Origin of the sequence: Microcoleus sp. D3_18a_C4, from assembly GCF_036702415.1 — a bacterium.
Classification (GTDB): Bacteria; Cyanobacteriota; Cyanobacteriia; order Cyanobacteriales; family Microcoleaceae; genus Microcoleus.
This window is the reverse complement of record NZ_JAUBTI010000004.1, coordinates 82909-109686: the sequence shown is the minus strand read 5'-3', so window position 1 is coordinate 109686 and position 26778 is coordinate 82909. Positions and strand designations below refer to the sequence as shown.

The following is a 26778-nucleotide window of genomic DNA, read 5'->3' as shown; positions in this document are numbered from 1 at the left end:
CCCTAAATTACCGGCGTTTAGGGTGCATAGCGATTGATAGATTAATGGTTTTGGCATCCATGCACCCTAAATTACCGATGTTTAGGGTGCATAGACATTGATAAATTAGTGGTTCTGGCGTTTATGCACCCTAAAGCAAGCGAGTCATTTAGGGTGCATAGACATTGATAAATTAGTGGTTCTGACGTTTATGCACCCTAAATTACCGGCGTTTAGGGTGCATAGACATTGATAAATTAGTGGTTCTGACGTTTATGCACCCTAAATTGGTTGTGTAGTCGCGCTCGCAACTGAGTGTCTGACGGCGCTTTCTTCGGCTTGTTGCTTTCCGAATTACGAACTCATGCGTGATAGCTTGCCAGCAATATCGGTAGCTTGGTTGCTAACAGTGAAAAAAACCTTAAATGCGATTTACTCAACTCTTCACCTGCACCACAACAATCGTTCGATAGGTAGGTATTGAGCTAGAACTCGTCTAAATTAAACAGCGTAAATTGGTGAGGCGATGTCGTCATCTTTCTGGGTCGGTGTTTGCCCTTAACAACTTCTTGAACTAATGGATTTGAGTGAATTGATGTCTGATCATTCAAGTCAATAACTTCTGAGCTTTCTCCTGAACTTATTTCATGTTCGACAGGACAATCAGTATCATTTTTAGCCTGAGACTCGACTGGTTCAAACCACTCATTATACCAATAAGTGGCGTTCGTTGATTGGGGTCGATCGCTACTTAAACTATTGCCAAGGAGCAAATCAGTTTGACCCAACCACCAAATCGGAACAGCCAGCCAAGGTGAAAACATATAAAACTGAAACAAAGCGCATTTTAACAGAGTAGGGTCTATATCTTGACCGATACCGCTCAGACAGTAATTCGACTGTGTTAACATTAAAGCACCCGTACCGCACGCAGGTTCATTGAAGCTGGAAATTCGCTCTGTCTTATCACCACTGACCAACTTAGATATCAACTGGCACAAAGCTAAGGGTGTCGGATAAAATCCTGAACTTTTTTGAGCAGTCTTTCCGCAGATTTGGGGTAGCAGTCTGCCCATATAATCTTCAGGATATAGCATGAGAATTGACAGGTCAAACATCTGATAAAGGCGCATTGATGCACCTTCACAGCCGGCGGGTTCTTTGGGTAAAATCTTGTAAGCTGGATGTCCGAATGCGAACAAAACCCAGTCCAAGAAAAACTCCAAATAGTCCCAAGCTGACCAAGTTTTCCATTCTCCATGTTTGGGAATGCAATTGAGGCTATTATCTAACATGGCTTCTGCGGTAGGAGAATGCTGCCATTCAATTTGGGGAATCGGTTCTGCTGGCAAAGTTTCCTCAATTACAAATTTGGGTAAATTTTCGGGTTTTCTGTTCTCCAGAATGGCTAGCATTGGCTCCATCTTCCACCGCATCCAGGCATGAGCGGGGACAGCTTGACACAAAGCCCAATAATCCCACCTTCCCCATAAACATCGGTCTATTTGTGCGAGAATTGTTAAAAGCCAGCCATGCTTTAAATCTCGTTTGAGGTTAGGAATTAAAGCTTGCTTTTTCTTTTGTTTATAGGGTTGATTTCTGAAATGTAACAGCGTTGACTCTCTAGTTTTGGAGTCAATAACTGGTAATAAAAGCTGGTTTTTCATGAGTACAAGTCCGAAAAATGCACCCCTAAAAACCGCAGTAGCGGTTCGCACAATTCTATGTTGATGCAAGCAGCGTTTTGTTTAATAAAAACAGTAAAAAAAATTGGGAATACAGTGTAGCTTTTTTGTTTGAAAAAAGCTACACTCTATTCCCCACTCCCATTTTCCCTATTTCTCTCTCCCCATTCCCCTTTCTCAGCCGTCTATTCCACCAATTATTTTGATATTTGAGGAGTAGAAAATGCTTCGCACAGCAGCAGCCCCACCTGCTTGAGTAAAGCTTTGTTACCATCAGGGCATCCCGACTGAATCAAACATTTAGGACAGCCAGAACTGCAAGAACAACTGCGGGCTAACTCAGCAGCCGCATGAGCTAATTGAGGGAGAGAACGAAAAATAGCTTCGGAGGTTCCCGAACCCCCTTCTGCTAAATCGTAAAAGAGTCCTGCATAGTCATTTGCACCTCTCTTCTCTACTAGAAAATTCACATCATTAGGTGAAGCCAAAATAGTCAGAGGTAAAGCGGCTAAAATTTGATGGCCGAAACTGTGAATAGCCAACAAATTCGCGGGGTACTCCCACAACTGCTGATATCCGGGCGGAATCTCCTGTTGAGATTGAAGCAATTCCTGGCGAGTAGCTGTTACTACCTGTTGCAGATAACATTCAACCGGGGAATTAAAACTAATTTGCAGTACAGGAGTCGCAAATTTGATTTCGTAAGGTTGCTCAAAGTTTACCTCATTAAGAACCGATGTTAGCTCAGCAGAGCGAGTTCTTTTGCCACAAACAGGACAGGCAGTACATTTTGGTAAATGCTCTCTGTAATTGACACACTTTCTATTGAGACAAGTTAACTCGTAATTGCGAGTCAATAATTGATAACCAGTGACGAGTTGGCTAATTTCTCCCCAAACCAGTTCCAGAATAGCTTGAGCTGGAATTGCATTACTATCCGTTGAATTGGTTTGAACATTTCCTTCAACTTCTGGAATGACTAACGGGATTTGTTGAGGCAAACTCAAATTCTGCTTGAGGCTGGTATGAGTGTGGCTAATCGCTACAGTAAACAGTCGAGTTTCAGGGGTGTTTTGCAAAATAGCTTTGCCATTCAAGAGCGAGCGCGAAGTATAAGTCACCAAACAGCCGTCTGAGTTTTGCGTGCGGTAAATAGCACCAGGAAATACCTCTCGATAAGCAATCTCCGCACTGAGGAGTTCAATCTCTTCTTGAGTCTCCGCATCCACCAGTTGTATCGTGCTAGAACCCGTTCCCCCTCGAAAGTTTACATCTTTATGGGGAAAGCCCTTAGCCCATAATTTATCCCGGCTTCTGTGAAGAACACCTTGCTCAATTAAAGCCGTTGCAATTATATAAGCGCTCTTGCCAAAGTAGTGCTTGAGCTTACTGGCAGGAATGCCTGTTTCGACAGCCGCGCACATCAAATGTTTGGCAATATCTATGGGATAATTGGCATTAAAGCTCACCAATTCAGATTCGGCCGACAGCAACAATTCAGGGCGCTCGGCAAAATAGTTATCCAAAGGTGATTGTGCAATAGGAATGAAGACAATTAAACCGGAGTTTGCGCGACCAGCCCGGCCAGCCCTCTGCCTGAAAGCTTGCAAGCTTCCCGGCCATCCCCTAATAATAGCAAAGTCAAGTTGAGGCAAATCAATTCCTGCTTCGAGAGCGCTAGTGCTGAGGATACACTTAACTGTTCCTGACTGCAAAGAGTTAATAATTTCCATGCGGCGCTCGCTTGTTAAACTGCCGTAGAAAATTGCTACTTGCGACTCAATTCCCGAGTTAGTTTGAGTTACAGCTTCTTGCTTAAAAGTTGCCCACAAGTTCTTAATTGCTTGTCTGCCGTTACCGAAGCAAATTCCGCTTTGCCCTTGCTGCAACAAAAACATAATGATGCGAGCAACATCGGAATTAGCATCATGAGTGGGTTTAGTAACAATTAATTGCCGTTCTGGGACAGCAGCTCCGCTAGAGTTAATCCAAACTAACCGCTCGGGTTTATTGATATTTCGCTTGCGACTTCTACCAGATAGTAACTTCGCTAATTTAACGGGATTGCCAACGGTAGCACTTAACATCAGGAATTGCAGTTTTTGAGAAGAACCTCCGCGCTCGTCTACTGCCAATTTTAAGCGGCGAATTAAGCTAGCCATGTTAGCTCCGTAAACTCCGTTAAAAGTGTGAGCTTCATCTAGGACAATATAGCGGAGGCGACTTAAAAAATGCTGCCAAGGCTGACTCCAGTGAACGCCTTTCAGCGCATAGTGAATTAACTCTGGTGTTGCGCTGATTATGCTAGGATTTGCAGCTAATAATTGTTCTCGGGTTTTGGGAGGAGTATCTCCAGTTAGAAGGGCAAGGCGCGGGCGCGCAGGCTCAGGAATCAGTTGGAGCAAATCGGCAAGTTTTTGACTTTGGTCGGCTGTTAAAGCTTTCAAACCATAAATAGAGAGTGCAGTAAATTGATGTTGGAGAATGCCCTCTAAAATAGGCAAGTACGCACTTAAAGATTTGCCAGAAGCTGTTGCTGTGCTGAGGATGACATCTTTGCCCTGGCGCACGGCTTTGAGTGTTTTAATTTGGTGCGAATAAAGCTGTTGAATGCCTTGGCTGTGCAAAGCAGAAATTATTGAAGGCGGCAAGTCTTGAGGAATTTTGTAGAGCTTAGGAGTTGTAGCAGTCGCGATTGTCTGATAAATAACCTCTTCGCCTAAAAACTCACACAAATCGGCTGTTGCAGTTGGCTGCAAGTGGCTTGCTTCTGGGAAGTTATTTTGGTGAAAATCATGTCTGGCTATTAGTTGGGAAAGAAGGTTGATATAATTGGGAGGCATTGGTCACTCTAAGAATGAATCTTTTCTCTCTTACTACCGATAGGTAAAAAAAAGAACGAGAGAGGAAATTAATAAAAAAACCAACTGGGAGTCGGACTGCTTTTGGTAGGAGTGACAACCTTTTAGACTTAAGACGATCTTGACAGACTTTACAATTATGCTAGAATAAATTTAATTGATTAAACTAAATGCAATTTATTCCTATTTGAGACTGGTCTTAATTACAAAAAAATCAATAAAGGAGCATTTATTGAGTATGATAGAAAGGGAGAACATCATGCAATTAAGTCAGGCTATTGTCAATGAATTTCAGCCAGAAAAATTATTTTATTTGGCTCCTATGCTTATGGAAACCCTCAAAATGACTCGGATGTAGATCTGCTAGTGATTTTGCCATACAAAGGGAGCAATTTTCGCAAAACTTGGGAAATTTTAAATAAAGTTCAACCAAAGTTTGCCATAGATTTGTTAGTGCGAACTCCTGTAGAGATTGAGCAACGCCTAGCCTGGAATGATTTTTTCTTGCGAGAAATTATAGAAAAAGGAAAGCTGATTTATGAATCCGCTAACAGTTGAATGGGTTGATAAAGCTGAAGGGGATTTTACTACGGCTTTGCGGGAATTAGTTTTAGTAAAACTCATAATTTGACATTTTTATTGGATTTACTTTTACCTGTTGAACCTAATTATGATATTTCTCGCCAGAAACTTTTAGCGTTAACTGCTTTTGCGGTTGCTTATCGTTATCCAGGGGCTTCTGCTGATAAGGATACAGCACGTCAAGCATTAAAGTTTTGCAAAGAAGTCCCGCAAGAAGTGAGGTTAAGTTTGGGATTGAGTCCCTAAAAATATAGCAGAAGGAAAAGAAGAATGTTAGAGTGGCGATCGCTACCCCAAAACAAAAAAAACAGGACTAATACAGCAGATTCCACGTTTATGAAGTACATCCCGGATTGATAAATCCACATAGGGACACGGCAATGCCGTGTCCCTACTGCACTCCAGAAATCTGGGATACGCTGTAAAAGGCTGCCAATTTAATTCGGCAGCCTTTTCTGTTATTTAGTGAGTTGAGTGATTCTGAGCAAAGCAGGCAACATTGAATCAGACTTTTCTCCGGTTTTGAGGGCAATTTCTAAATCAAACAAAATGGAGAGCGATCGACTTAAGAAGTTCGCAGATACTTCCTTAACCTCCTGCTTAAGGAAATACAGCCGTTTGGGGTTACTAATTCCGCACATACTAGCAATTTCACTATCAGAAAGTTTGCCGCCGGAATCCAGAGTAGCTTTTACCCACAGCCAAGTTTTAAACTGAGTTTGAAGAGTAGCAATAATTGCTAAAGAAAACTCTGCCCGAGATAGCAATTCATCAAGCACCTTAATTGCCGCCACTGCTTGACCTTTTAAAAGAGCTTCTGCCAGTTGAAAACAGTTGGCTGTGGTAGCTGGAACGAGGATTTTAGCAGATTCTTTGGTAATGCGATCGCCCGCAGCATAAATGGCTAATTTCTCCAGTTCACTAACTCTTCTAGCAGAATCGTTACCAATCGCTACCGCTAGATAACTGACAGTATCTCTGGCAATTGAGAGATTCATCTGTTTAGCAGTAGCAGCGATCGCATTTTCAATTAAATCAGTACGCCAAGGAGGAATGAGAGTAAACTCCTTAAGTTTACCAAACAGCAATAAATGCTTGACTACCTTGAGCCGTTTGTCGATAACAGCAGCAGTGAAAACTAAGTGCGTTGTAGCGGGTAAATGGGGCAAGATTTGCAGTAGTTCTAGCCCCGTCTCCCCAAATTGCTTGAAATCACAATTCTCAACTACGATAAGTTTACTTCCGACACCAAAAGGAACTGAAGCAGCCGCAGAAATAGCTATATCCAGGGAAGAAGCATCAAACCGATGGATGTTGAAATCTCGCCAGAGAGGATGAGTTTGAGTCTTAAAATTTTCAACTTCTCGTTCAATTGCGTAGGTATCATTCCCAATTAGGATGCTAATCATGCTGCTAACTCCTCCTGTTGTTTGACAGTTACAGTAACAGAGCGGCCTAAAGCTTTAGTAACGATCCGCTGCACGGATTCAAGGTGACTCTGAAACTTGTTCGCGTACTTTCTTTCTACTGCTAACACACATGAATCAGCCGAAAGTTCGGCAATTTGAGCGCGGTTTAAGAGGCTACGATTGCCTGGTTTCGCTGCTGCTACTACTTGCGCCCAAGTTGTCTCAAAGTCAGGAGAATCTGCCTCTATTTTTTGAGGAGTTTTATCAAAATTGTCAGGCTGATTAGATTGGGAAGTTGCCGGCAACCGCGTTTCGGGGGCAGCGGGTTTGCTTGACAGCATCAAGTTCAGCAGACAGACTTCTAACCAGGTAGCAGCATTGGTGCTAGTTCTCAATTGAAATTCTGATTTTTGCAATTGTGTACAAGCCGCATCAATTGTTTCAAAATCAAGAGTGCTAGCGATCGATCGCAGTTGTGAATAGCCTACTGGCCCTGCAATTAAATTCTGGCAGTGGCGCGTTGATTTGACAATGAGCAAATCTCTCATTGATGCTAGCAAGCTACTGAGAATCAGTTTGGGGGTTTTGCCGCTGTCAATAAGCGTTCTCGAAGATTGCAGTACGCTTAAGGTATCGCCAGAATGAATGGCTTTGAGAAGGGCGATCGAGTCTTGCTCGCTGATGCTGCCAGATACTTCTGCAACTTGAGTTAGGGTAATCTCTGAGTTTAGCAGTGAAAGCTGAGAAAGTAATTGCAGGGCATCTCTTAACCCTCCGTCGCAGGTGCGAGCGATCGCCCGCATGGCATCACTTGCGATCTCAATAGATTCAGCGGAGCTAATTTTGTGCAATTGTCCGACAATAGCATCAACTGACAAGGCTCGGAAGTTAAAAGTTTGGCAGCGGGAGATAATTGTCGGCAGGACTTTATGTGCTTCAGTCGTACAGAGAATAAACACCACATGAGCCGGAGGTTCTTCAAGGCATTTGAGGAGAGCATTTTGAGCGCTGGTACTGAGTTGGTGGCACTCATCTAAAATCCAGATGCGGTAAGGGCTCATCGCTGGCGCAAAGTTGCTGTGTTGTATTAATTCTCTGGCATCATCCACGCCATTGTGAGAGGCAGCATCGATTTCAGTTACGTCTAAGCTTGAACAGGAGTCAATGGTTTTGCAGCTTGAACATTCTCCGCAAGGAGTGGCGGTTGGCTTTTTGTTATTCAAACAATTGAGGGATTTAGCAAGGATGCGAGCGGTTGAGGTTTTGCCTGTTCCTCTGGGGCCAGTAAATAGGTAAGCTTGAGCAATTTTGGAGGAGGTGATGGCATTGGTCAAGGTTGTTTTGATGGTATCTTGACCCACTAATTCTTGTAGGTTTTTTGGTCGGTATTTGAGGTGCAGTGGTTGGTACATTTTGAGTGGTTAGAATACTTCGGGTAACTATTCCCCGATAGGGGAGCCGTGCCTGAAGTTAAGCTCATAGGACTTACGCATAAGCTCTATCTGTAGTGTAAAAATTATGAATTTTACCGCTACTAATAGTGTTACCAACTATTTTTTGCGTAAGTCCTGGCTCAGTTGTTGGCGCTGGCGATCTAGGTTCTGGATATCCATTAGCCTTCTTCCCTGAAACCTGCTCTATCAGCTTACTCCATTAATTACCCTTCTTCGTGCGGAATGTCGATTATTACACCCCTTACATGAGGAACTCTAAAACGAGACTATTGAAAGCTTCTGGATGTTCGACTTGCGCCCAATGCCCACACTGCTCAAAAATATGCAAAGAGGAATTAGGAATTTTTTGGGCGGCAACGTAAGCATGGGCAACGGGAATAATCGCGTCCTGTTTTCCCCAAATTACCAGGGTGGGGGCTTTGATGCGATCGAGTTGCTGAACAATTGGCATAAAAACTTCAGGGCGCAGCCCCCCCCAATTCAAATTAGTTGTCAAGAGAGAGATTAAAGCTTTCCGCTGGCCGGGGAGATTAAACCGCTGAAAATTGAGTTCGATCCATTCCTCTGGAACTGAGTTCAGATTGTAAACACAGCTGTTCAATACCCATCTGACAACACTCCGATTCACGGGCATCAGTTTCGCGATTGCCGGGAAGGAAGCTAACAAGCGATCAGAAAAGTCGATTTCTCGTCCCAAGCCAAAGCTAGAAACCAATCCCAGTTTCCGAACTCGCTCTGGCGAGTGAATCGCAAATTTGAGGGCAATACTGCCGCCCATTGAGTTCCCAATTAAACTGATTTGTGGAATGTCGAATGTATCGAGAAACTCATTCAGAAACTGAAGTTGGTAATCAAGTGAGTAAGGTACGATGGGCTTGTCTGACAAACCGGTTCCCACCATATCAAAGGCAAACACGCGATGGTGTTGGGCTAGCGCTTGCATGTTATTAATCCAAACTTCAATGGAACTGCCGCCACCATGAAGCAGAACCACAGGATCTCCTCGATCACCCGCACTCCAATAACGAGTTTTGATAGAACCCACTTGCATGTATCGATCCTCTATTAATTTAATTGTGTTCATGAAGCAACTCAACCACTTCAAAGTAATAGTTCAATCTAGCAATACTCCGGACAGTTTTTGGAACGATACTACAAGCTTTACAGGGCAAGGATCATAAAAAAGTCGAATTAAATGTAAGTCCGGCGTGGAGCTGACATTGATTTAATTATCCATAGTGGCTCAAAGTCTTAGAGCATAAGCCATTGGGCCCTATAAAAACTGTCCGGACTATTGATCTAGGATGATTATAGCAGGTCTTCTCAGGATGAATTATCTAATACTTTTTTGAACGCTGATCGCGCTGAACACACTACCGCAAGGAAAAATTGCTAAACCATCTGCTGCTGAGATACAGCAAAAAAGCACGGCATGAAGGAAAAATCGAAAGTAAAAGGTTTGAGCGAGTGGAAACTGATTCCAGATCGCAATACTGGGGCAATTTACACCCCGCTTACTTGCGGTGTTGGGAGTTTTAAAAATGCCAAATTGTCGGCTGTCGCGAGCTTATTTCAACCAATAGAGAGAAACATTAAAACTCACTAATTTACTAGCAAATATTTTGCTGAAATCACAAAAATAAGTAGTAAAAAAGATGTGTTTTTTTAGACAATGTACTCTTGCAAAAAAAACCTTAAACCCTCCTAATTTATACAGCAATAGGCTGCGAATTTGTGCAGGAGAGGGCATCAAATTTAGATGCCACTCCCACCTTTCAATTATTCTTGCGGAGCGACAATATATTCGCACTCTAAAGCCTCTGTACCCGACGCAGGCGTTCCAAACGGTGTAATCAGTAGGGGAGCGGTAGGAGTTGCCATTAACACCCGCAAATCAGAGCTGGAAATCGCTTTAGCTGTATCAATCAAATAGCGGATGTCGCACTTGAGACAAAACTCACAGCCCCAGAATTTAGCATCAACTGTTTCAGTTCCTGAACTGAGAGTATTGTTGAGTGATGCTCGCACTTGTTGGGCATCTAAATCGAATTCTAAAATAGCTGTTAGGTGAGACTTGTCGCTGTGAGAAGCTAACCTCTCTAAGGCTTTTAAAAAGCTCAGCCTCTCAACCACCACTTGATGGCTAAATTGATGTCGATAGGGAGCGATAATTTGGTCACAAATCGGATATTGCCCTTCTAGCAACTTCGTTGTCAACCGCCAATTATTCCACTCGAATGCGACAAAATTACTAGGTTGCTCTGGCAAACCTTCATAGTAAATCGTAACTTTCTCAGCAGAATTCAAAGAACGCTCCAATAACCGGAGTACCTTAGCAGGGACAGTAAAATTAATTATTTGACTGCTCAAAAGGTGGGAATTGCTGCTTTCGTTCAATCCTAAAACCATTGCTACCCGATGCCCGTCTGTCGTCCAAACTCTCAGTTTATCGAGGCCTCTGTCTGCGTCGCGACTGAGTTGAAAATTACCTCCAGTTAAAATGCGTTTGTTTTCCTCCGCACTGACAGCAAATAAGCTAGCTTTTAGGACAGAAATTAATACGCTAGCAGGAAGCGTTACAAGTTTCTGTTGAACGCTGGGGATAGCCGGAAATTCGTCCGCAGCTAGCCCGCGAATGGCGTGCTTGCTTCTTGACGCACTCAGAGTGGCACTGACTGATGGAACGTCGCTTCCTTTAATAATTTCAGAAGAACTCTTTAAGGTAAGGCTGCCGTTAGGAAATTTTCCCAGAATGTCAGCAAGTATGGGTGCGGGGAGGGTAAGCTTTCCAGATTGATTGACATTCGCACCAAAGCTCACTTGCATTCCAAATTCTAAATTGTAAGCAGTCAGGTGCAAATGTTGAGTTTCAGCATCAGCTTCAATCAAAATATTGGACAAAATGGGATGGCTGCTATTGCTGGGAATGATGCCTTTCAGGGCTTGTATATAATCGTTGAATTCTCTTGAATTGCAGGCAAGTTCAACAGCCGATAGGGAAGATGTCGGAGTTGGAGAATCTGTGATTTCATTATTGAGATGGTTTTCTGGAGTGGGATTTGTTGGGGTGTCAGAAGGTGTAGAAGTTCCATTGTCTGTGATGTAGTTCGCTGCTACTTCTTCTATTTGTGTTGTTTTGGGTAGGGGAGAAGAAAGCTTAGTTGTTTTTTTGACTGATGGCTTCGTAGTAGGAGTCAAATTACTGACTGTTACAGTTGAGCGTTTTTTCTTAGCTGTTCTCTCCACTACTTCCTCTTTAGAATGTGTTCCAGAAAGTCGAGTTTTTGCCATAATAATTAGTCGGGTGTCAAGAATTTGATTGGTCGCTGCGATAGCAGTGAGGAAGGGGAAGGGGAAGGGGAAGGGGAAGGTTAAGAGAAGGGGAGGGGTAAGGGTGGAACAAGTTCAGTAAACTCGCGTTATGTTCAAGTTGAAGCAAACTGATTATTTAGATTTTGATAAGTGAGATAACAGAACTTACGCTCATCAACCGGATTTCTCTGAAAAATTGTTGCTTTCTCAACTAGATATCTACGAAGAAACCCGATTTCTGGCATCGTGTGCGTAAGTCCTGAGAGAAGAAGGTTCAACTCAAAAAAGTGAAAACTTATCTTTCCTTCCCCTTCCCCTTCCCCATCCCCTTCCTCTACAATTGAGCTAATACTCGTTGCACTCGGAATGAATTAGGAGGGACAAATAGTATTCGTTGACGACATCTACTTGTTCCAACATATAAAAGACGGTGGTACTCTTTAAGTTTCTCTTGGGTGCTCATTTCCTTGCCTACCAAAAGTCGAGTCAAAATGTCATTGCTGTCCAAACCAACTTCATCAAAAGTGCTACCTTGAGAATTGTGAATAGTCAGGGCAAAGCAATTGTCAACTTCGGCAAATACATCATCTTTAAACCAGTAATACTTCCGCCAGAGAAATCCATTACGTTTGGCACTTTTGAGTTTCTCTTTCAATTCAGCTTGGTAGCGCTTACTTTCCGATTCATGCAGCACAAAGATTTGCCGAAATAGACCATCATCAGTCACAATCTTCAACAGCCATACTCGGTAGCCGTAGTGCTGACTTATTTCAACTTGCTGTATGGTAAATTCAGTTGATGTGGCTAAAATCACAGTCTTACCATCAGGAGCGAGAACTGGTTTCTTAGTAATTAACCTTTCTTCAGATATAAATCGGGCAGTTGTTCGACCATAAAGTTGTTCTCGAACAGCCTGATTGTAATAGTTGACTCGCTTGTTTGTCCAGCACAAAATCCGGAAACAATCAGGATTTGAGGCAAATTCTCGCTTGATGGTTTTGATAGCATATTGGATGAGTGCTTCTGGTTTAACTTTGAATGCACCGTTAGATTTGTCTAATGAGTTGTAATTCGGATGTGGCAAAAAGACATCTGTTTTACTCTTGACAAATGAGCGACATTCCGTAATAAAATCAAGGACGGGGCTTTCTCCAGCTTGTCTAACCACTTGAGTTAATACAGCTTTATTGGCAATATTGAAAGCAGGCGAGCGCTTTTCTCCAACAGGATTAAGTTGCGCTGGGTCGCCCATGAGAATTAATTTCCGCTGATTGAAGAGAGTATGTTCAAATCTGCGCTCAATCCAAGACCACAATTGAGTTCCAACCATCGAACATTCATCGAGGAAAATGATATCATAGAGGTGGAGGTAACAACAGCTTGTCTGTTCTAAGACTTTCTCTTGTTCTTTGCGAACCATGCCTAAGCCTAAAAGCTGGTGTATCGTCATAAAATCTACTCCGAAAATGCCTTGAGATGCTGCCATTTTTCTGAGGATACCGACGGCTTTGTTAGTGGGTGCTGTGAGGGCAATGCGCTTGCTTTGAGCTAAGAGTTCTTTGATTATAAGGAAAATAAGTGTGCTTTTTCCCGTGCCTGCATAACCGCAAAGCAAGAAGAATGCGGAAGTGCTGCTTGCAAATGTTCTCAAATTGTCGAGTGCTTGCTGCTGCTGCGGCTTGAGAGTAAAGGGAATTTGTTTAAATTCCTGCGGTCGTTCTAGTAAAGTTTGAATCATTAGTGTACAGTAATGCTAATTCGTTCGCATCCTAATAAGCGCTAGCTTGAGGGGGAGTATGAGGAACATTCAAATCAAAACTGACTTATAACAATAGTTCCGAATTTCAGAAAAGAATGGCTGTAATGGTTGATTTTTCGTTAGGCGAACTTACCTAAAACTCTGATTATGTCATTGACAAAAAAAGTTGTCATAAGTATTGTTTAATCAAAAATCAGCTCTGAATTTTTTGATAATTCAGAGCTAGTTTTGCTGCTGTTGTTAGTTGTTAAACAATAATAACTTTGGTTTTCTTAACTCGTTTGATATTCACTGCTGTGCCAATACTATGTCCATCCCAAATGGCTAATCCGTAGTCACAATGCGAACACATTTCGATATCGCGATCGCTATAGTGTCCAGGAATACCAACAACTGGATAACCAGAAGTATTTCTGGGTTTGCCATTGCCACTAATTAAGGAATAGTAAACCAAAACTTTCTCGTAGTTCTTAGACTGCAAGTATTGCTGAACTAAGCTATCAACTCCAGGCGCATCACCGATAATGATTTTAAGTTCTAGTTCAATGATGCGATTGAGAGAGGTATGAGCCTCTGATGGCAATTTCTGGATGGAACGACTGCCAGAAATCATTACTATTTTGTTCATGGTAAAATTCCTCAAATTTTTGGATAGCCAGTAAAAGACTCAAAGATTACTCCTTGAGTCTTTGTGAAGAATGCAATTGCTTCTTACTAACACACCAAGATATAAGCTGAAATCAAGCATTGAATGAAATTGCTTTTTCTGCCTTGACCTTCCCAACGAGAGCCGCGCACACCAACAATGTGATTGCATTGTTCAAGCCAAGCAACTCCACCATATTTTGCGATTGTTTTTAATAATCGTGGATGTTGTTGAAGTTTCGCAACAATAATTTCTGTCATTATTGTCATATCTTGTTGCAAATGTCCAAATTTGTGATTTTGATAAGCAGCTTCAGCATCACGGAAAACCTTGCCATTGAACTCAACTGGGTAGTGATTCTTGAGGTTTCCTTTTCTAAAAGCTAACTCTGTGGGATTAGTTAATGCTGCCCCAATTCCGATGCTGCATCCAGACCAAATATTGATTTCTTTCATCTTTTTCATCTTCTAACTTTTAGCTCGTCAGCACTTTTAATTGAAGTGGTGTAGTAAACCCTGACTTTCTCGGATTGCTCCTTGTTGTTGGTATTTATAAGTAGAGAAAGTCAACATTTTTCGCCGCTAGGCGATTTATCTTCCGGATGGGTCACAGAGTTTTTAATCGCATTTACATTGGTTACAGAATAGCCAATTTTCTTCCCAATTCCCATCATTTTGGCATCTTTTCTAAATCAAGTTCAGCCACTTTCCGCAGAGCTTCTAAGCGCTTCTTTAAAGTTTTATGTCGGGGAGTTTCTACAACATACTCGTATTTAGAACCTGTATGTTGAAGTTCTGGAATTTGGCAATCAATTAGGTAGCTAAGGCGACCAACTAGCTTTTTAATAACTATTAGCCAAGCCTTAGCTAACGCTTTAGTACGGAAACCAAGCCAAGCTTTAAAGTAAGAGCCGTCTTCGCTAACTTGGTAAGCAACATTGGGCGATAATTTAATAAGAGTTGGGATATGAGTAATGCCTAAACTTTTGAGTTCAGTCAAGCTGTAGCTTTGAATTTCTCCACTGTCCCATTGAATTTGAAATGGGCGTAGTGCCTGAATATTCAAACTAATAACTATTCCCCTTTGTTCCACTTGATTTCGGCGTTGTTCGAGGCAATCGCCCTCTCGAAAACCACTCCATCCATGTTTCTTAGCTAAATGTTTAAGGCAATATTCCCAGGCTTCTTCCCAAGCAATATCAAAGTCGAGAATGTGATAACTTTCTGTACTCAATTGTTTAGTCAATTTCTCTTTGATTTGGTGCTTTTGAATTGGTAGGACAATTTCTAAGAAATTGTCGGGGACTTCAAAAAATAAATGGGTCTTAGCCCTAATTTTTAGGTCATTGAAAGACAAAAAGCGACTGGCTTCTAATTGTTCGGGTGTAAAAACATCTATGGCACAACTTGTCGGGTAGCCAGGGAACAAGTTGATGGGAAAGAGATAATAGTGGTCAAGAGTAAATATGAGAATGTGATGTTCAGTGAGCGATTTTACTTGGAAAGTAGTGGGGTTACTGAATTGTAGTTGTTGCGAATTAGCTAGTACAATTGTTGTGCAAGCGGGAAGTTCTCCAGTAGTTTTTTGAGGAATAAACAGAGGCACAAGGGATATTTTAAGCACCCGAATTTCATCTAAGGTATAATTCCAGGAAAAACTATCTTCGTTGTTACTAGCATCCCAAGTAATTATTACAGGTCTATCGGTTTGATGGAGGGCTGTTATCGTGCCGTAATGGTTGCCAGATTTGACGATATCGCCTACTTTAAAGGGAAGTTGAGCGAAAGGAGGCGGAGTGAGAAAAGGAAAAATTACCGCTACCACTTCTTTGACTTCACTGGGGGGAGCGTTGTCAGGTTTAGAGCAAGTATTTGAGAAGCCAATTAAAGTCGTGTTAGAGTCCATAACCTTTGAGAAGCTAATTGTTTTCAACTTCTCCCGTTAGGGGATATCTTCTCGCGCTTAATCCCTTAACTTTTTGTGGTTTAATATCAAATCCGAACGAGTTTGTGCTTTATTTCGGCTTAAATTTTTTTGAAGTCTTGCTAAGTACCTCCCCTGTTGTCTAATATTGCGATATGGAAAACTCAAGAGCAAAGATACCTACTCCCGAAAAAATTGCTGCTGCCATAGAGACAATTGACCATTTGACTGCTTGGCTACAAGAGACCGGACTGAGTGCCTCTGCCATCGCCCAGTTCAAATTCAACTCGCTGGCATCGATGTACCCAGAATTGCGAGGGATAGCAGAGACTGCAAAGCAACTTATTGGTGTAACTTCTCCTCTGACAGAATTTGGGATGACAGTAACCGAACTAGCAGCGGTACTCGCAGACAGCTTAAAGTTCAAAATCAAGCCAGATGTTGTCAACAAAGCTCTAGTGGTATTGTAAAACTTCATTAAGCTTATAAGCAGTAGTAAGCAAGGATGGTAATATATAGTCAGGAGGTCAAAATGAAACTACCTGACTACGCCAAAGCAATAGGCATAAGTTACACAACTGCGTGGCGGTGGTGGAAAGCGAATAAACTACCACATCCGGCACGACAGACAGAAAGCGGTTTAATCATCGTTGACTACGTGCCACAAGCACCATCCACCGAAGTCAAGAAGAATCGAGTCGCTATTTATAGCAGAGTCTCTTCCTCCGAAAACAAAGAAAATCTCAACCGCCAATCAGAGCGGTTGACCGAGTACGCCATTGCCAATGGCTATCAAATTATTAGGAATGTAAAAGAAATCGGCAGCGGATTGAATGACCGCAGAAAGCAGTTAGAAGCACTGCTACAACAAGATGGCTACGACATTTTGCTAGTGGAGCATAAAGACCGATTAGCTCGATTTGGTACGAATTATTTAGGCGTATTGCTTCTTCGGGCAGGAGTCAAACTAGAAATAGTTAATCTTGCCGAGAACGGAAAAGATGAGTTAATGCAAGACTTAGTAGCGATAGTCACAAGTTTTGCTGCACGACTTTATGGGCAACGTCGCGCTAGCAGAAAGACGGAAAAAATAATCGCGCTCGTAAAAGATGGAGGCTCTGAATGCAGTTAACAGAGAGACACATCATTAAATCAACGGAACACCGTTTCGCCCAAATTGACGAACTAGCCTTTAAATCCAAAAACCTCTACAATGCCGCCAATTACGTCATTCGTCAGAACTTTATTTATGGATGGGGCTATGTCAATTACAACGAAATGAATCGATTGATGAAATCTCACGAAGCCTATAAGGCTTTGCCTGCTAAAGTAAGTCAGCAAATCTTAATGGTGCTAGACAAGAATTGGAAATCGTTTTTTGAAGCCGTTAAAGCTTACAAAGCTGACTCTTCAAAATTCACGGGTAGCCCAAAATTGCCAAAGTACAAAGATAAAGTCAAAGGGCGAAACCTTCTCGTTTACACGATTCAAGCGATTAGCAGCAAACAGTTGAAGAAAGGAATTATCAAGCTTTCCGGCACTGAACTTTCAATTAAAACCCAACTCAATCCCAACCAGATTTGTCAAGTTAGGTTGGTTCCCAAATGTGATTCCTATGTAATTGAGGTAATTTATGATGAACCGGAGTCCACCATCAGCAACGCTAATTATATAGCTAGTATTGATTTAGGACTGGATAATTTAGTGGTGTTAACTTCAAATCAACCAGGATTTATCCCTTTGTTGATTAACGGGCGACCATTGAAATCAATTAACCAGTTCTATAACAAACGCTCTTCACGATTACAATCCCAGTTAAAGGGAAACCGCAAAGCTTCACCCCGGATTCAGCGCTTAACTCGTTGTCGCCATCAAAAAGTTGATAATTACTTGCATCATGCCAGTCGCCTGATTGTTGCGATTTTAAATACAAAACAAATTGGGACGCTAGTAATTGGCAAGAATGCACAGTGGAAAACTGAAATTGCTCTCGGGAAGCAAACCAACCAAAACTTTGTTAGTATTCCTCACTCTCGATTAATTGAAATGTTAGAATACAAAGCTCGACTGGTTGGAATCGAAGTAATTGTACAAGAAGAGTCCTACACCTCGCGAGCGAACTTCCTGGGTTTAGACCCAATCCCAGTTTACGGAAAAACTGATAAAGACCCCGTTTTCACGGGCAAGCGAATTAAACGAGGTTTGTACCAAACATCAATTGGTCAATTAATCAATTCTGATGTTAACGGTTCGTACAATATCCTCAGAAAAGCAATCCCAAATGCGTTCAGCAATGGGATAGGGAGCTGCGTAGTTCAGCCGAGGCGGGTTAATCCGCTCAAAGTAAAAGTGAAGGGGGAGGGACTTGAAGCCTCCCATGTCTATAAATGACTATACTTTTGCCAGCTATTGATTAAAGATGCCAAATCCTTTAAAGATTGCCAGAATTGGATTGACCGACAATTGGCACATTTGGCAATAGAAAGAGCGTTGGGTAATCAATAAATAAATGCAGAAATTCTTCAACGCCCTACCCCTGTTAGCCATCGCAGCTTTGGTTTGGTTCCACTTCCACCAACCCAACAACGATAAACCAAAACTAGCCAAGCCTCCCAGCCAAACAGAATCGCGTCGGTGTCAGGTGGTTGAAGGTTCAATCTATGACGGCGATACTTTTCGGGTGCGGTGCGATAATCAGGAACAAAAGATTCGATTGTGCGGCATCGATGCGCCAGAAGCCAAGCAACCCCTGGGAATCGAGTCTCGGAATTACCTGCGTTCCCTAGTTGCCCAAGCAAAAGGTCAAGTCATAGTTATTGAGATGGATCGAGACAAGTACGGCCGCAGTGTAGCTGAAGTATTGCTAGAGTCACCATCAGGCGAACAATCGGTGCAAGAGGAAATGCTCAAAGCGGGTATGGCGTATCACTACAAACAGTACAGCGCCAATTGTCACAACCGTGAGGCGTTCGATATCGCAGAGGAGATGGGGCGAGCGCAACAGCGGGGAGTGTGGGGGTTTCCTAATGGTGGTGAAAGACCTTGGGATTATCGCAAGCAAGATAAGAGCTGATGTACGCCAATGTTGGGTATACACCAAGGCTGTCGAAAGCGATCGAAATAGCAGGAAGTGTGGCAACTTCCCAAGGGTGATAAACGACTGTGAAATTATTCTCAGCAAAAACGTTAATTAGGACTTGCTGAATTGTTGTTTTGCCCAATCCAATAGTTCGTCATAGCTGGAATAAGTGCACAGTATTCGCGATGTATCGCCTTTTTTCCTTATGGCAATCACTTTGCCACTTCTCTCTTCAAAACCAGGTTGTCCCGTTATTTCTTCTAACTCTAGCTCAAAGAATTTAAGTGCTTGAATGAATTGGGAAATCTTATTGTCTTCCATGAGCTAATAGCTTTTTAATTTAATTGGTTCACCATTACACTGGATATATTTTAACTTGTCCGACGTATCCTTACGCACATTAGAAAAACACAATCCTTTGAGCTTTTGAAACAGGAAAATCGCTGGCTTTGAGCCTCCTTGAAGAAATGCTTAAAGCTACGAGCCGGAGCCTAAAACTAAGCGGGAAGTGTGGCAGTTGCCGGGAGCCAGCGTCAACCTGGATTATCGCAAACAGAAGTAGGATGAGTCCCGCCGATGCAAGTGCGACGGCAAGCAGTTGCGACAAATCCACCCACTCAAAGAATTTGATGGGGGTAATCTTGGTACTATTACCAGACGCTGCTGTGTCAGACGTGCTTTCTTTTTTGGCTCGAATTCTAATCCGTGCGAAGTTAACAGCGATTCCCAACTGGGGTGCTAAGTTTTGTGTCGTTGATAGCCTCCCATCACAGCATCGTAGGGGCCAGGCCCAGAACCGCCGCGAGTGGCAAGAATTTTTTGCAGAGTAGGGGTGAGAACCAACTCAGCAGGAGAAATACCCAACCACTTACATAAAGCTAAAAAATCCTCAAAGTGGATTTTTGCCACCCAAGCTGTCTTAATGTAAGCGTTTTCAGCCTGACAAATAGCGACGATACGGATACCTATTTCTTTTGCTGTGTCCCTGTACCCACGTTTGCCGCGCTTGGCTAAAACTAACTGGGACAATCTTTCTGCATCAAAATCACTTGGGAGAAGGTATTCATAGCAGGGTGTTTGCTTCCCCGATCCGCCGAGTACAGCGTCATAAGGGCGGGGTTCCGATTGGTGCATATTTTGGTTCAATCCCAGTAAAGCCTCTTTTTAAGGGGGCGTAATTCCTAATTTCCCTTGTCAGGGGTTAACTCCTCAAGTATCTGCCAGACAACTTCAATATCGCGTAAATCAGCTTTTGTTTTCTTGCGCTTACCTTTGAGTAAGTTAAGTACCTCTGGGGGTTCTAGTAACTTAAATTCAGCCACTGGTGGCGTCGGTGAACAAGTCGCTGAGCCAAGTAGTGATCGCACTACTCCCACTTCCCATTCAAGCTCGTATTTTTCTTCCTCGAACCCCTTAAAAGCTTTTTCCCACCGTCGATTCTCAGCCCTTAGTGTTTCTAATTCTTGCCTGAGTGATTCAACCTCATCATTTAATATGTTTTCTTCATCAATCGAACCGCTTGTGTCAGGGCATTTCCCTGTCTTTACTTCTACTTCAGAACTGACATTATTACTTGTGTCACGCGGTTCAGTACCTCGGTCAAGCTGTCGGGCATAGTCGAGAGTAGAGTCAGCTAGGGTGATCGGAACTCGAATGGTGCGAGTCGGGCCGCTCTGCCAAGCAGCTTTAAAGCGGGAATTTTTGATTGAGTCTTCGTGTCCTTTGGGGTTTGGCATAACAAATGAATCTCTTGTGTCAAGCGTTTCATTTACCATGACAGTCATGCTTAACAGTGTCAAGCGCGTGACACACTGCTTTTTGCTGTTGCCAAGAGTTAAGGAGGGTGGCGGCTATTTTTCCGACTGTCTGAAACCAGCTTTTTCATTTCAGCAAAAACTTAGCAGCCCGTCGAAAAAATCCCGCTAGGGTGTAGGCGGGAAACTTCCATTTCCCAGTTAGTGCATCAAGCATCTTATAACCAGATCAGCCTCAAAAATCTGGCTTTCGGGGCAAATTATCCTCGCTTTTTGAGATATTAATTGGTTATATACTTATAGGTTGAAGGTACAATGAGTTAGCGCCAATGAAAAAAAGGGACAATTTTGACTCAAAAACCATCGACACACTGGCGAAACGAGCTTCATACATCTGTTCTCGACCCGAATGCAAAGCTCTTACCATTTGCCGATCAGATACCATCTCAGACAAGTCTATGTATATCGGCAAAGCAGCCCACATAACTGCAGCAGCAGTTGGCGGACCCCGATATGATGAGTCACTTAGTGTGGAACAGCGGCGAGCAATCGAGAACGCAATTTTTCTGTGCTCTTCTTGTGCCGACATGATCGACAAAAACAATGGTGTTGATTTTCCAACGGAAGTTCTAAGAAATTGGAAGTTGCAGCATGAAGAGTGGGTTCGATGTAATCTCAACAAATCAATTTTTTCATTGATTCCTAAAGAGGCAGATCAGTCCAATGAGCGACCAATCATTGAGATTTGCCGTCGAGGGATCTCAGTAGTTGAAGTAGAGAAAGATAAACTAGATTTCAGTATTCCGTATTGTTCAGGAAAAAACGCGAATGCTTACAGCGTCAAACTTGAGGTTGCGGTAATAGAGAAGCAGGAGGATGAGTTTTTAGAATCGGCTGACAATGGCAGTAAGGTCAGAGTATTGAGTGAGTTTGATCATCCCTTTCCCGATAATACTTTTCTCACTTACGAAACTGGCAAATCAATCGATTTTTCACTGCATCCTGTACCTATTAATTGTCTTTCTCGCATATATATCGGTGTGAAAGGCAGCTATAAGGATGGTACTGAAACCTTAGATTTTGACGTTTTTGATGTTTTTAAGTACAGCACATTATCAAAATCTTGGGTACGGCTGCTAGGTAAAGAAGACAGAGTTGTGCGTAAATTTTTTGACTACCTATGGGAATTTAAAAATATTGATGGAAATGTAGGCGAGTAAGCCGAAAGAAAATGTATAGATCCCAAATGGGGTCTATAGGAACTGTTTCGCGCTCGGTGAGTGTACTAGGTCAGACACTTATTTTTCAGCCTAGGACTTGGAAGCCGCGCCGGTACGTCAGGTTATGAATGTAAGACATCTACTAGACAAGTGTAATACATCTACTAGACAAGTGTAAAACATACGAGGGTGGCGACTATTTTTGCAGGACCCGGAAATACTTCTTCAGCTTTTAAGCAAAATCTTGCGACCCCTGACAAAAATCCCGCTAGAGGTTTAGACGGGGAAACTCCAATTTCTCTATCTATGAATTGGAAATGCTACCCAGAGAGTTAGTTTAAAAATAAACTATGGGTTATAATTGCTCAAAATAGCTCATTGATTGATGCTTTTGAAGAGGTTTCGGTTATGAAATACAGGATTACAATATTGAGCAATTAGTAGTCGCGCAAGCTTAGCAAAGTAAGGGAAATATATGTCAGGTTTTGATGCAGCACAGTTCGTTAATCGCATTGGAAAAAGGCTTGTAATGGAGTTTGCAGAAGCAAGCGAGGCTGGTACGCCCGGACTGATTGGTAGCGCACGCGAACATCCAGCACGTGTGCAACTTGTGAAATTATTACCGACTTATGTATCTATAGGAAGCGGTTTGCTAATGGATAGCTATGGGGGGCAGAGCAAACAACAAGATATTGTTATGTTCGAGCGTGACTTTTGCCCTGTCTATTCAATTAATGGCACTCCGGATGCTACCTATTTTCCCATTGAGGGGGTTATTGCAAATGGTGAAGTAAAGAGTTCAGTTAATAAAAAGGTTTTATTTGAGGCATTAGATAATATTAGGTCAGCTAAGTTGCTTCGCAGGTATGTTCACAAGACTGATCAAGGGTTTGGATCTCTTGCCTCCTTTAGAAATTTCGGGATGGCAGTTCCCTTTGCCGCAATACCTAGCAATGAATTCAACCAAAATTTGAATTTTAGGGATCAGATTTATAGCTTTATTCTCTGTGATTCATTTACCCATAGTTCAGATGCAATTTTGGACAACCTCGTGGAATATCAACGCCTTCACGGACACGAATGTATGCCTAATATCATAATATCTCTGAATGACGGATTCATTCAGGGTATGCAGTGCAACAACATGAGCCTACAGTTTTCATTACTCACCTCTGATAGTTTCTCATTTGTGCCAGCTCAGGATCGATGCTTTGCGTACTTAGTCAATGAGATACGACAACATATTCGTGAAGCTCGCACTGTCTCGCTTGAAGCACTTGACCGTTATATGACATCTCTCAAGGGCGCACTACCGTCTTGCCAAGCGCGTCGTTTTGAAATTCGGCAGGAAGTCTGATCTCACGACCGTAACGAATATCGATTACAGTTCCTTGTGCTGCATACTGTCAAGCGCGTGACACACTCTTTTAAGTGTTCTCAGCCGGACGGGCAGGCGGCTATTTTTCCGACGGTCTTCTAAATCTTTTTCACTTCGACAAAGACTTAACAGCCCATCGAAAAAATCCCGCTAGGGGTTTAGGCGGGGATAACCCAAATTTTCCTACTCACTCCAAAACCTTGTGCTAGGCGGGGATATCTGGCTGTTACGGTATAGTGGCTGAATCGTCCTTGCGAATTAGCTTTCCTTTCCCAAAATAGCTCTCCACGATGTCAAACTGCGAGAAGATTTGATGTGCTGGCTTTTGCAAAATTTATTTTTATCTATGTAACTTATTAGCTTTAAGCTTTTAGTAATTTTTCTTTTTCTTCTATATCGTTTATTATGTTTTTTAGAATATTTCTATATTTTTGTATTAATTGCTTAGAAGATGCTCCTACTCTTTGAATTTCATATATATATTTTTCGGGTATCATACCTCCTTCAATCCACTCACCATTGTTAACCGCTTCTATAATTGTATTTTTTCTGGAGGCTCGTGCTTCTCTGTATTCAATTGTTGAACATCGTCGAATAAAATTAGGCAAATCAGGGGCAGGAGATATTATACAATCTTGATTTGGGTCTATTTTATGTGAGGTTGTTAAATTTACCATTAGCCACTGTTCTTTCTGCTTCTCTGGGATTGGAGCAATTATAATATACAAATGGCGGCTTCTTGGCGGTGTTGGTACTATAAAGCTATTACCTATTTGTATTTCTACCATTTCATTGATAACTCATCTAAATATTTTTTTCTTTCACATATTTCTTTTATTTTAGTGATTTCTTCCTTATCTTTCCCTATTGCTTCAAGTATTTTTATATTCTCTATGTCGGCAACCTTTCGACTTGGATTTAATTTGTTAGGATCTTGCCATTCAGGAAAATCATGAGTCATGTTAGCTAAGTCAAATCTGTCGTAATTTCCACATTCGTTGTAAACTTTTTCTATTATTTCTTCCTCTTCTTCAGATAATTCTTCATTTCCTGGATCTTCTAGAAGAGTCACTTTATATCTCTTTTCTACAACTTCAAAACGTCTTTCTTGGTTTGATATGTATTTTTTCCATATCTCTAAGGCATCTCCCTCATTGTTAAAGCTTGCGTTTCCTTTGATAAAATCGTAGACTCTGCTAAGTACAGGGCCATATTTCATTGAGACATAATTATCTCCAGTTAAAGGTCGGTTTATCCTCTCTAACGCTAGGCGATCAGCCATATATATTAGTTTTAGTAGTCCCAGATAATTCATGCTCCCACCATGTAGTTTTAAAAACATGGCGGCTACTTGTACGGTTTTCTCTGGCTGAAACTTAAATATGATGTCGTTTAACTCCATAGCAGGGGGTTCGCCCCGATTCCTCTTAGGTAATATTCTAAGTATAGTTTTTAGTTTTTTGTACGAAAATTGTACTAACTTTTTGTATCTGTTTTTCATCTTTCCGCCTTCAGTTGAATCCACACCCCCTCGGGTTGCAGTCTGAGGCGAGCGCTTTTTTTACCTCAAATCCCAAAATAAAAATTATTTTTCGGGTTTAGCTCCGATCCAATCTCCGATCACAAACAATCGAGGCTATGAACCTGATGTCAGAATGTCTGTCCTTCCAAGCGAAGCTGATCCAGGAAAGCTGTATCTCCCAGCCCTGGACTTGAAACTGCGAAAGCGAGGTCAGCATAATCTCATAAACTGAGCCCAGGGCTTAAAACTGCTAAGGCTAGGCGGGGAAAACCAATATTGCGAGTATACACCAAACTCAGACAGGCATCTTGGGGTTAGGTTAAAGCTGACTTTTGCTTTTCTTCCAAAGTTTGACCAATAGTCGGAAATCCTCATTTTCAATGTCTGTCAGCACTGCTTTAACCGCTTCCTTGACTCCCAATTCATGCACTTGGCAATAGACATCATTGGCTGCTGCGGGGTTGTTGTTCGCGATCACTTGGAGTATCCGCTTCGATAGCCTTTGAACCAACTCCTCATCGGCGGCAGCTCGACTGGCGGTTGGTTCGCCCGATAGAGTGGATTCATCGGATAAATGCGGGGTGTAAAGGGTTCGCACGGAGTTGGTAGGGGGTTGGGATGTTGGCTTAAATTCCTGTCCGGTAAGAGTTCTGGGGGATAAGCGCCGAAAGTGAATCGGAATGAGTGGGTGATGTTTCCCCCTGGTCGCGAAACCTCCTTAAGGGCCGTCCCCCAATGCGAGTTTGTCCCCTGACTTGTCCTATGGGTTCAACTTCAAAAGTTTCTGACGTAAACTGGGTCATCCCCAATACACTCAGCCGCCTGTGTTTGGCTCATCCGATAACTGCCATCTGGCAGCATGAACCCATCGACTGTGAGAGAACCTATTTGCACCGAGGCTCGGACGGCTCTAACTGATTCGGTCATATTTTTTCCCGTGTTTGACCTTTACTCGAACGCTTGCTGATTGTTGTCGCGGGCTTCCTATGTTGTACCAACACCGTGGTTTTGCTAAGCCTGAGCTTTGTTCACAAACCGCTGTGGAGTTTTAACCATTCGTTACATGATATTATCGTGTAAATCCAAACGATTCTTTCTCCCTAGTTTACCATAAGATATAAGGTGAGCTAGGGACAATTATGTTGGTAATAAAAAGACGTTCTATCGATAAATTTGTAAAACCTGTGAAAGCACGCGAGTTTTGTAGGCTGTGGTTCAATGCCGATGCCCAGATGGAAGCTACTAGGGGCTATAGAGCGGAATGTGTTCGCTTGTTGAGCCGCATCCTAGCCGTGCAAACAGAGACTATTTCGAGTAAATGGGGAAGCGGCATTGATTTCGAGAAAATGCCCGAACAGTACGAACGAACCCTCGCTTATGCCAATTCTCTTCGTTCTATCCTGGACGCAGCGGGCAACAATCCCGAACTCTCCAACATCATTGCCGAGCGCCTCAAACAATCCCATTAGTAATTCACCGGAAACTAATACCAGATATTATACGGTAAACTCCTTGACCGACCCTAACGCAGGTTTTAGTGTGGGAATGACGCCCTGGTGCAGTGGTGCAAACACTTTTCCCAGGACTTCTCCCATTCGCTGATAACACCAGCTACCAAGGAGCAGCCTTATGTTCGCAGATTACGGGCAGCCATCGCAACCCGCCCGACCAAGCTTTATAGAAATACCCAATCCCCGTGTCACCACCACAATGGGACGCATGGAAGTGACCAACGTTCGCCCTGAAACAGTCACCGGTCGCCTATTGGATGACCAAGATAATTTGCTAGAGGAAGACGGACAGCCAGTTTACATCTGCGTTCGGAAACACGAGATTTTGTGTTCCACCGAACGGGCCAACATGATGAGTTGGTGGGAACTGGGGGAACAAGCGATTGCTGGACACACAACGCCCCGAAAATATTCCCTCGAATCCTTAATCAACAGATTGGACGGGTTGAAGTTAGATGAACTCTACACTTTACGAACCTTCGTTTGTTTGGAGAGCGACCCGTTTCAAGCGTATTCGTGTAGCGTCAACAGCGACTTATCCCACTTGCAGGCTTGGTTCCCGACAGTACGAGTTCTTTGCCGCGTTGAACAAAACCAACTAGCAAGCGCACTGTGCTGGCGAATAGCAAGCGATTCCAACGCATCAAGCGCACCCACACCGGGTGATGGGAGGGACGATCGATAGCGCTCGCCAGTTTCTTCCA

26 protein-coding genes and 1 pseudogene are annotated in these 26778 nt (G+C 42.7%); 10 read left to right on the top strand and 17 right to left on the bottom strand.

Translation table 11 applies throughout. The features are described from left to right. Positions 1 to 464: 464 nt before the first annotated feature. Positions 465 to 1646 carry a hypothetical protein gene (locus QUB16_RS03595; RefSeq protein ID WP_333314072.1) on the bottom strand — a complete coding sequence of 394 codons (1182 nt, stop codon included), beginning with the start codon at positions 1644 to 1646 and terminating at the stop codon, positions 465 to 467. Between the two features lie 215 nt (positions 1647 to 1861). Then, the gene (locus tag QUB16_RS03590; protein WP_333314071.1) at positions 1862 to 4507 is read right to left on the bottom strand and encodes a DEAD/DEAH box helicase; all 2646 of its coding nucleotides are present in this window, start codon (positions 4505 to 4507) and stop codon (positions 1862 to 1864) included. A 375-nt stretch (positions 4508 to 4882) separates the two neighbouring features. On the opposite strand from QUB16_RS03590, the pseudogene QUB16_RS03585 reads away from it, so the two are divergent. Next, positions 4883 to 5083 (top strand): annotated as a pseudogene (locus QUB16_RS03585) (nucleotidyltransferase domain-containing protein); the annotation flags it as partial. 69 nt (positions 5084 to 5152) lie between these two features. After that, a complete protein-coding gene (locus QUB16_RS03580) occupies positions 5153 to 5353 on the top strand; it encodes a hypothetical protein (protein WP_228057005.1) in 201 nt (66 codons plus the stop codon). A gap of 212 nt (positions 5354 to 5565) precedes the next feature. Here QUB16_RS03580 and holA read toward each other — a convergent pair whose 3' ends face one another. The 8 genes from holA to QUB16_RS03540 all read right to left on the bottom strand — a co-directional run bounded on the left by holA (position 5566) and on the right by QUB16_RS03540 (position 15592). After that, the gene (gene holA, locus QUB16_RS03575; RefSeq protein WP_333314070.1) at positions 5566 to 6516 is read right to left on the bottom strand and encodes a DNA polymerase III subunit delta; all 951 of its coding nucleotides are present in this window, start codon (positions 6514 to 6516) and stop codon (positions 5566 to 5568) included. Continuing rightward, on the bottom strand, positions 6513 to 7928 hold the full coding sequence (dnaX, locus tag QUB16_RS03570) for a DNA polymerase III subunit gamma/tau (protein ID WP_333314068.1): 1416 nt from the start codon (positions 7926 to 7928) through the stop codon (positions 6513 to 6515). Before dnaX ends, holA begins: the two co-directional genes overlap by 4 nt. 283 nt (positions 7929 to 8211) lie before the next feature. Then, positions 8212 to 9021 (bottom strand): alpha/beta fold hydrolase, encoded by an 810-nt coding sequence (locus QUB16_RS03565; RefSeq protein ID WP_333314066.1) that lies wholly within the window; start codon positions 9019 to 9021, stop codon positions 8212 to 8214. Positions 9022 to 9749: 728 nt separating this feature from the next. After that, positions 9750 to 11261 (bottom strand): DNA polymerase III subunit beta, encoded by a 1512-nt coding sequence (gene dnaN / locus QUB16_RS03560; protein ID WP_333314065.1) that lies wholly within the window; start codon positions 11259 to 11261, stop codon positions 9750 to 9752. Positions 11262 to 11616: 355 nt separating this feature from the next. Next, on the bottom strand, positions 11617 to 13020 hold the full coding sequence (locus QUB16_RS03555) for an AAA family ATPase (RefSeq protein ID WP_333314064.1): 1404 nt from the start codon (positions 13018 to 13020) through the stop codon (positions 11617 to 11619). Positions 13021 to 13288: 268 nt separating this feature from the next. Further along, positions 13289 to 13669 (bottom strand): hypothetical protein, encoded by a 381-nt coding sequence (locus tag QUB16_RS03550; RefSeq protein WP_333314063.1) that lies wholly within the window; start codon positions 13667 to 13669, stop codon positions 13289 to 13291. A gap of 86 nt (positions 13670 to 13755) precedes the next feature. Then, entirely contained in the window at positions 13756 to 14142 is a 387-nt protein-coding gene (locus tag QUB16_RS03545) for a hypothetical protein (RefSeq protein WP_194060989.1), read from the bottom strand. A 214-nt stretch (positions 14143 to 14356) separates the two neighbouring features. Beyond that, entirely contained in the window at positions 14357 to 15592 is a 1236-nt protein-coding gene (locus QUB16_RS03540; protein WP_333314061.1) for a hypothetical protein, read from the bottom strand. Positions 15593 to 15765: 173 nt separating this feature from the next. On the opposite strand from QUB16_RS03540, the gene QUB16_RS03535 reads away from it, so the two are divergent. The 4 genes from QUB16_RS03535 (at position 15766) to QUB16_RS03520 (ending at position 18683) form a co-directional block, all read left to right on the top strand. Continuing rightward, entirely contained in the window at positions 15766 to 16080 is a 315-nt protein-coding gene (locus QUB16_RS03535) for a hypothetical protein (RefSeq protein WP_333314059.1), read from the top strand. A gap of 62 nt (positions 16081 to 16142) precedes the next feature. Then, positions 16143 to 16742, top strand: coding sequence for an IS607 family transposase (locus tag QUB16_RS03530; protein WP_333139870.1), 600 nt, complete (start codon positions 16143 to 16145; stop codon positions 16740 to 16742). Beyond that, positions 16733 to 18001, top strand: a complete 1269-nt coding sequence (locus QUB16_RS03525) for a transposase (protein WP_333139868.1) — start codon at positions 16733 to 16735, stop codon at positions 17999 to 18001. Before QUB16_RS03530 ends, QUB16_RS03525 begins: the two co-directional genes overlap by 10 nt. A 118-nt stretch (positions 18002 to 18119) precedes the next feature. Further along, positions 18120 to 18683, top strand: coding sequence for a thermonuclease family protein (locus QUB16_RS03520; RefSeq protein ID WP_333314057.1), 564 nt, complete (start codon positions 18120 to 18122; stop codon positions 18681 to 18683). A 117-nt stretch (positions 18684 to 18800) separates the two neighbouring features. On the opposite strand, the gene QUB16_RS03515 is transcribed toward QUB16_RS03520, so the two are convergent. From QUB16_RS03515 to QUB16_RS03505, 3 genes are all read right to left on the bottom strand, one after another. After that, complete coding sequence (locus QUB16_RS03515) at positions 18801 to 19010, bottom strand: hypothetical protein (RefSeq protein WP_333314056.1); 210 nt, start codon at positions 19008 to 19010, stop codon at positions 18801 to 18803. Between the two features lie 417 nt (positions 19011 to 19427). After that, entirely contained in the window at positions 19428 to 19823 is a 396-nt protein-coding gene (locus tag QUB16_RS03510; RefSeq protein ID WP_333314055.1) for a hypothetical protein, read from the bottom strand. A gap of 47 nt (positions 19824 to 19870) precedes the next feature. Continuing rightward, complete coding sequence (locus tag QUB16_RS03505) at positions 19871 to 20425, bottom strand: hypothetical protein (RefSeq protein ID WP_333314053.1); 555 nt, start codon at positions 20423 to 20425, stop codon at positions 19871 to 19873. 347 nt (positions 20426 to 20772) lie between these two features. On the opposite strand from QUB16_RS03505, the gene QUB16_RS03500 reads away from it, so the two are divergent. Together QUB16_RS03500 and QUB16_RS03495 are read left to right on the top strand one after the other, a co-directional pair. Then, positions 20773 to 21663: a hypothetical protein gene (locus QUB16_RS03500; RefSeq protein ID WP_333314052.1), complete on the top strand. Its 891-nt coding sequence runs from the start codon at positions 20773 to 20775 to the stop codon at positions 21661 to 21663. A gap of 475 nt (positions 21664 to 22138) precedes the next feature. Further along, the gene (locus tag QUB16_RS03495) at positions 22139 to 23020 is read left to right on the top strand and encodes a DUF6602 domain-containing protein (RefSeq protein WP_333314051.1); all 882 of its coding nucleotides are present in this window, start codon (positions 22139 to 22141) and stop codon (positions 23018 to 23020) included. Positions 23021 to 23403: 383 nt separating this feature from the next. Here the strand turns inward: QUB16_RS03495 and QUB16_RS03490 are convergent, their stop codons facing one another. The 4 genes from QUB16_RS03490 to QUB16_RS03475 all read right to left on the bottom strand — a co-directional run bounded on the left by QUB16_RS03490 (position 23404) and on the right by QUB16_RS03475 (position 25490). Continuing rightward, on the bottom strand, positions 23404 to 23829 hold the full coding sequence (locus QUB16_RS03490; RefSeq protein ID WP_333314049.1) for a hypothetical protein: 426 nt from the start codon (positions 23827 to 23829) through the stop codon (positions 23404 to 23406). Then, positions 23823 to 24566, bottom strand: coding sequence for a Panacea domain-containing protein (locus QUB16_RS03485; RefSeq protein ID WP_333314047.1), 744 nt, complete (start codon positions 24564 to 24566; stop codon positions 23823 to 23825). Before QUB16_RS03485 ends, QUB16_RS03490 begins: the two co-directional genes overlap by 7 nt. 316 nt (positions 24567 to 24882) lie before the next feature. Beyond that, positions 24883 to 25161: a hypothetical protein gene (locus tag QUB16_RS03480; protein ID WP_333314045.1), complete on the bottom strand. Its 279-nt coding sequence runs from the start codon at positions 25159 to 25161 to the stop codon at positions 24883 to 24885. A gap of 176 nt (positions 25162 to 25337) precedes the next feature. Beyond that, complete coding sequence (locus QUB16_RS03475; RefSeq protein ID WP_333314044.1) at positions 25338 to 25490, bottom strand: hypothetical protein; 153 nt, start codon at positions 25488 to 25490, stop codon at positions 25338 to 25340. A gap of 257 nt (positions 25491 to 25747) precedes the next feature. Here QUB16_RS03475 and QUB16_RS03470 point away from each other — a divergent pair, with 257 nt between their 5' ends. Next, positions 25748 to 26032, top strand: coding sequence for a hypothetical protein (locus QUB16_RS03470; RefSeq protein ID WP_333193927.1), 285 nt, complete (start codon positions 25748 to 25750; stop codon positions 26030 to 26032). Positions 26033 to 26192: 160 nt separating this feature from the next. Beyond that, a complete protein-coding gene (locus QUB16_RS03465) occupies positions 26193 to 26759 on the top strand; it encodes a hypothetical protein (RefSeq protein WP_333314042.1) in 567 nt (188 codons plus the stop codon). The last annotated feature ends 19 nt before the right edge of the window (positions 26760 to 26778 follow it).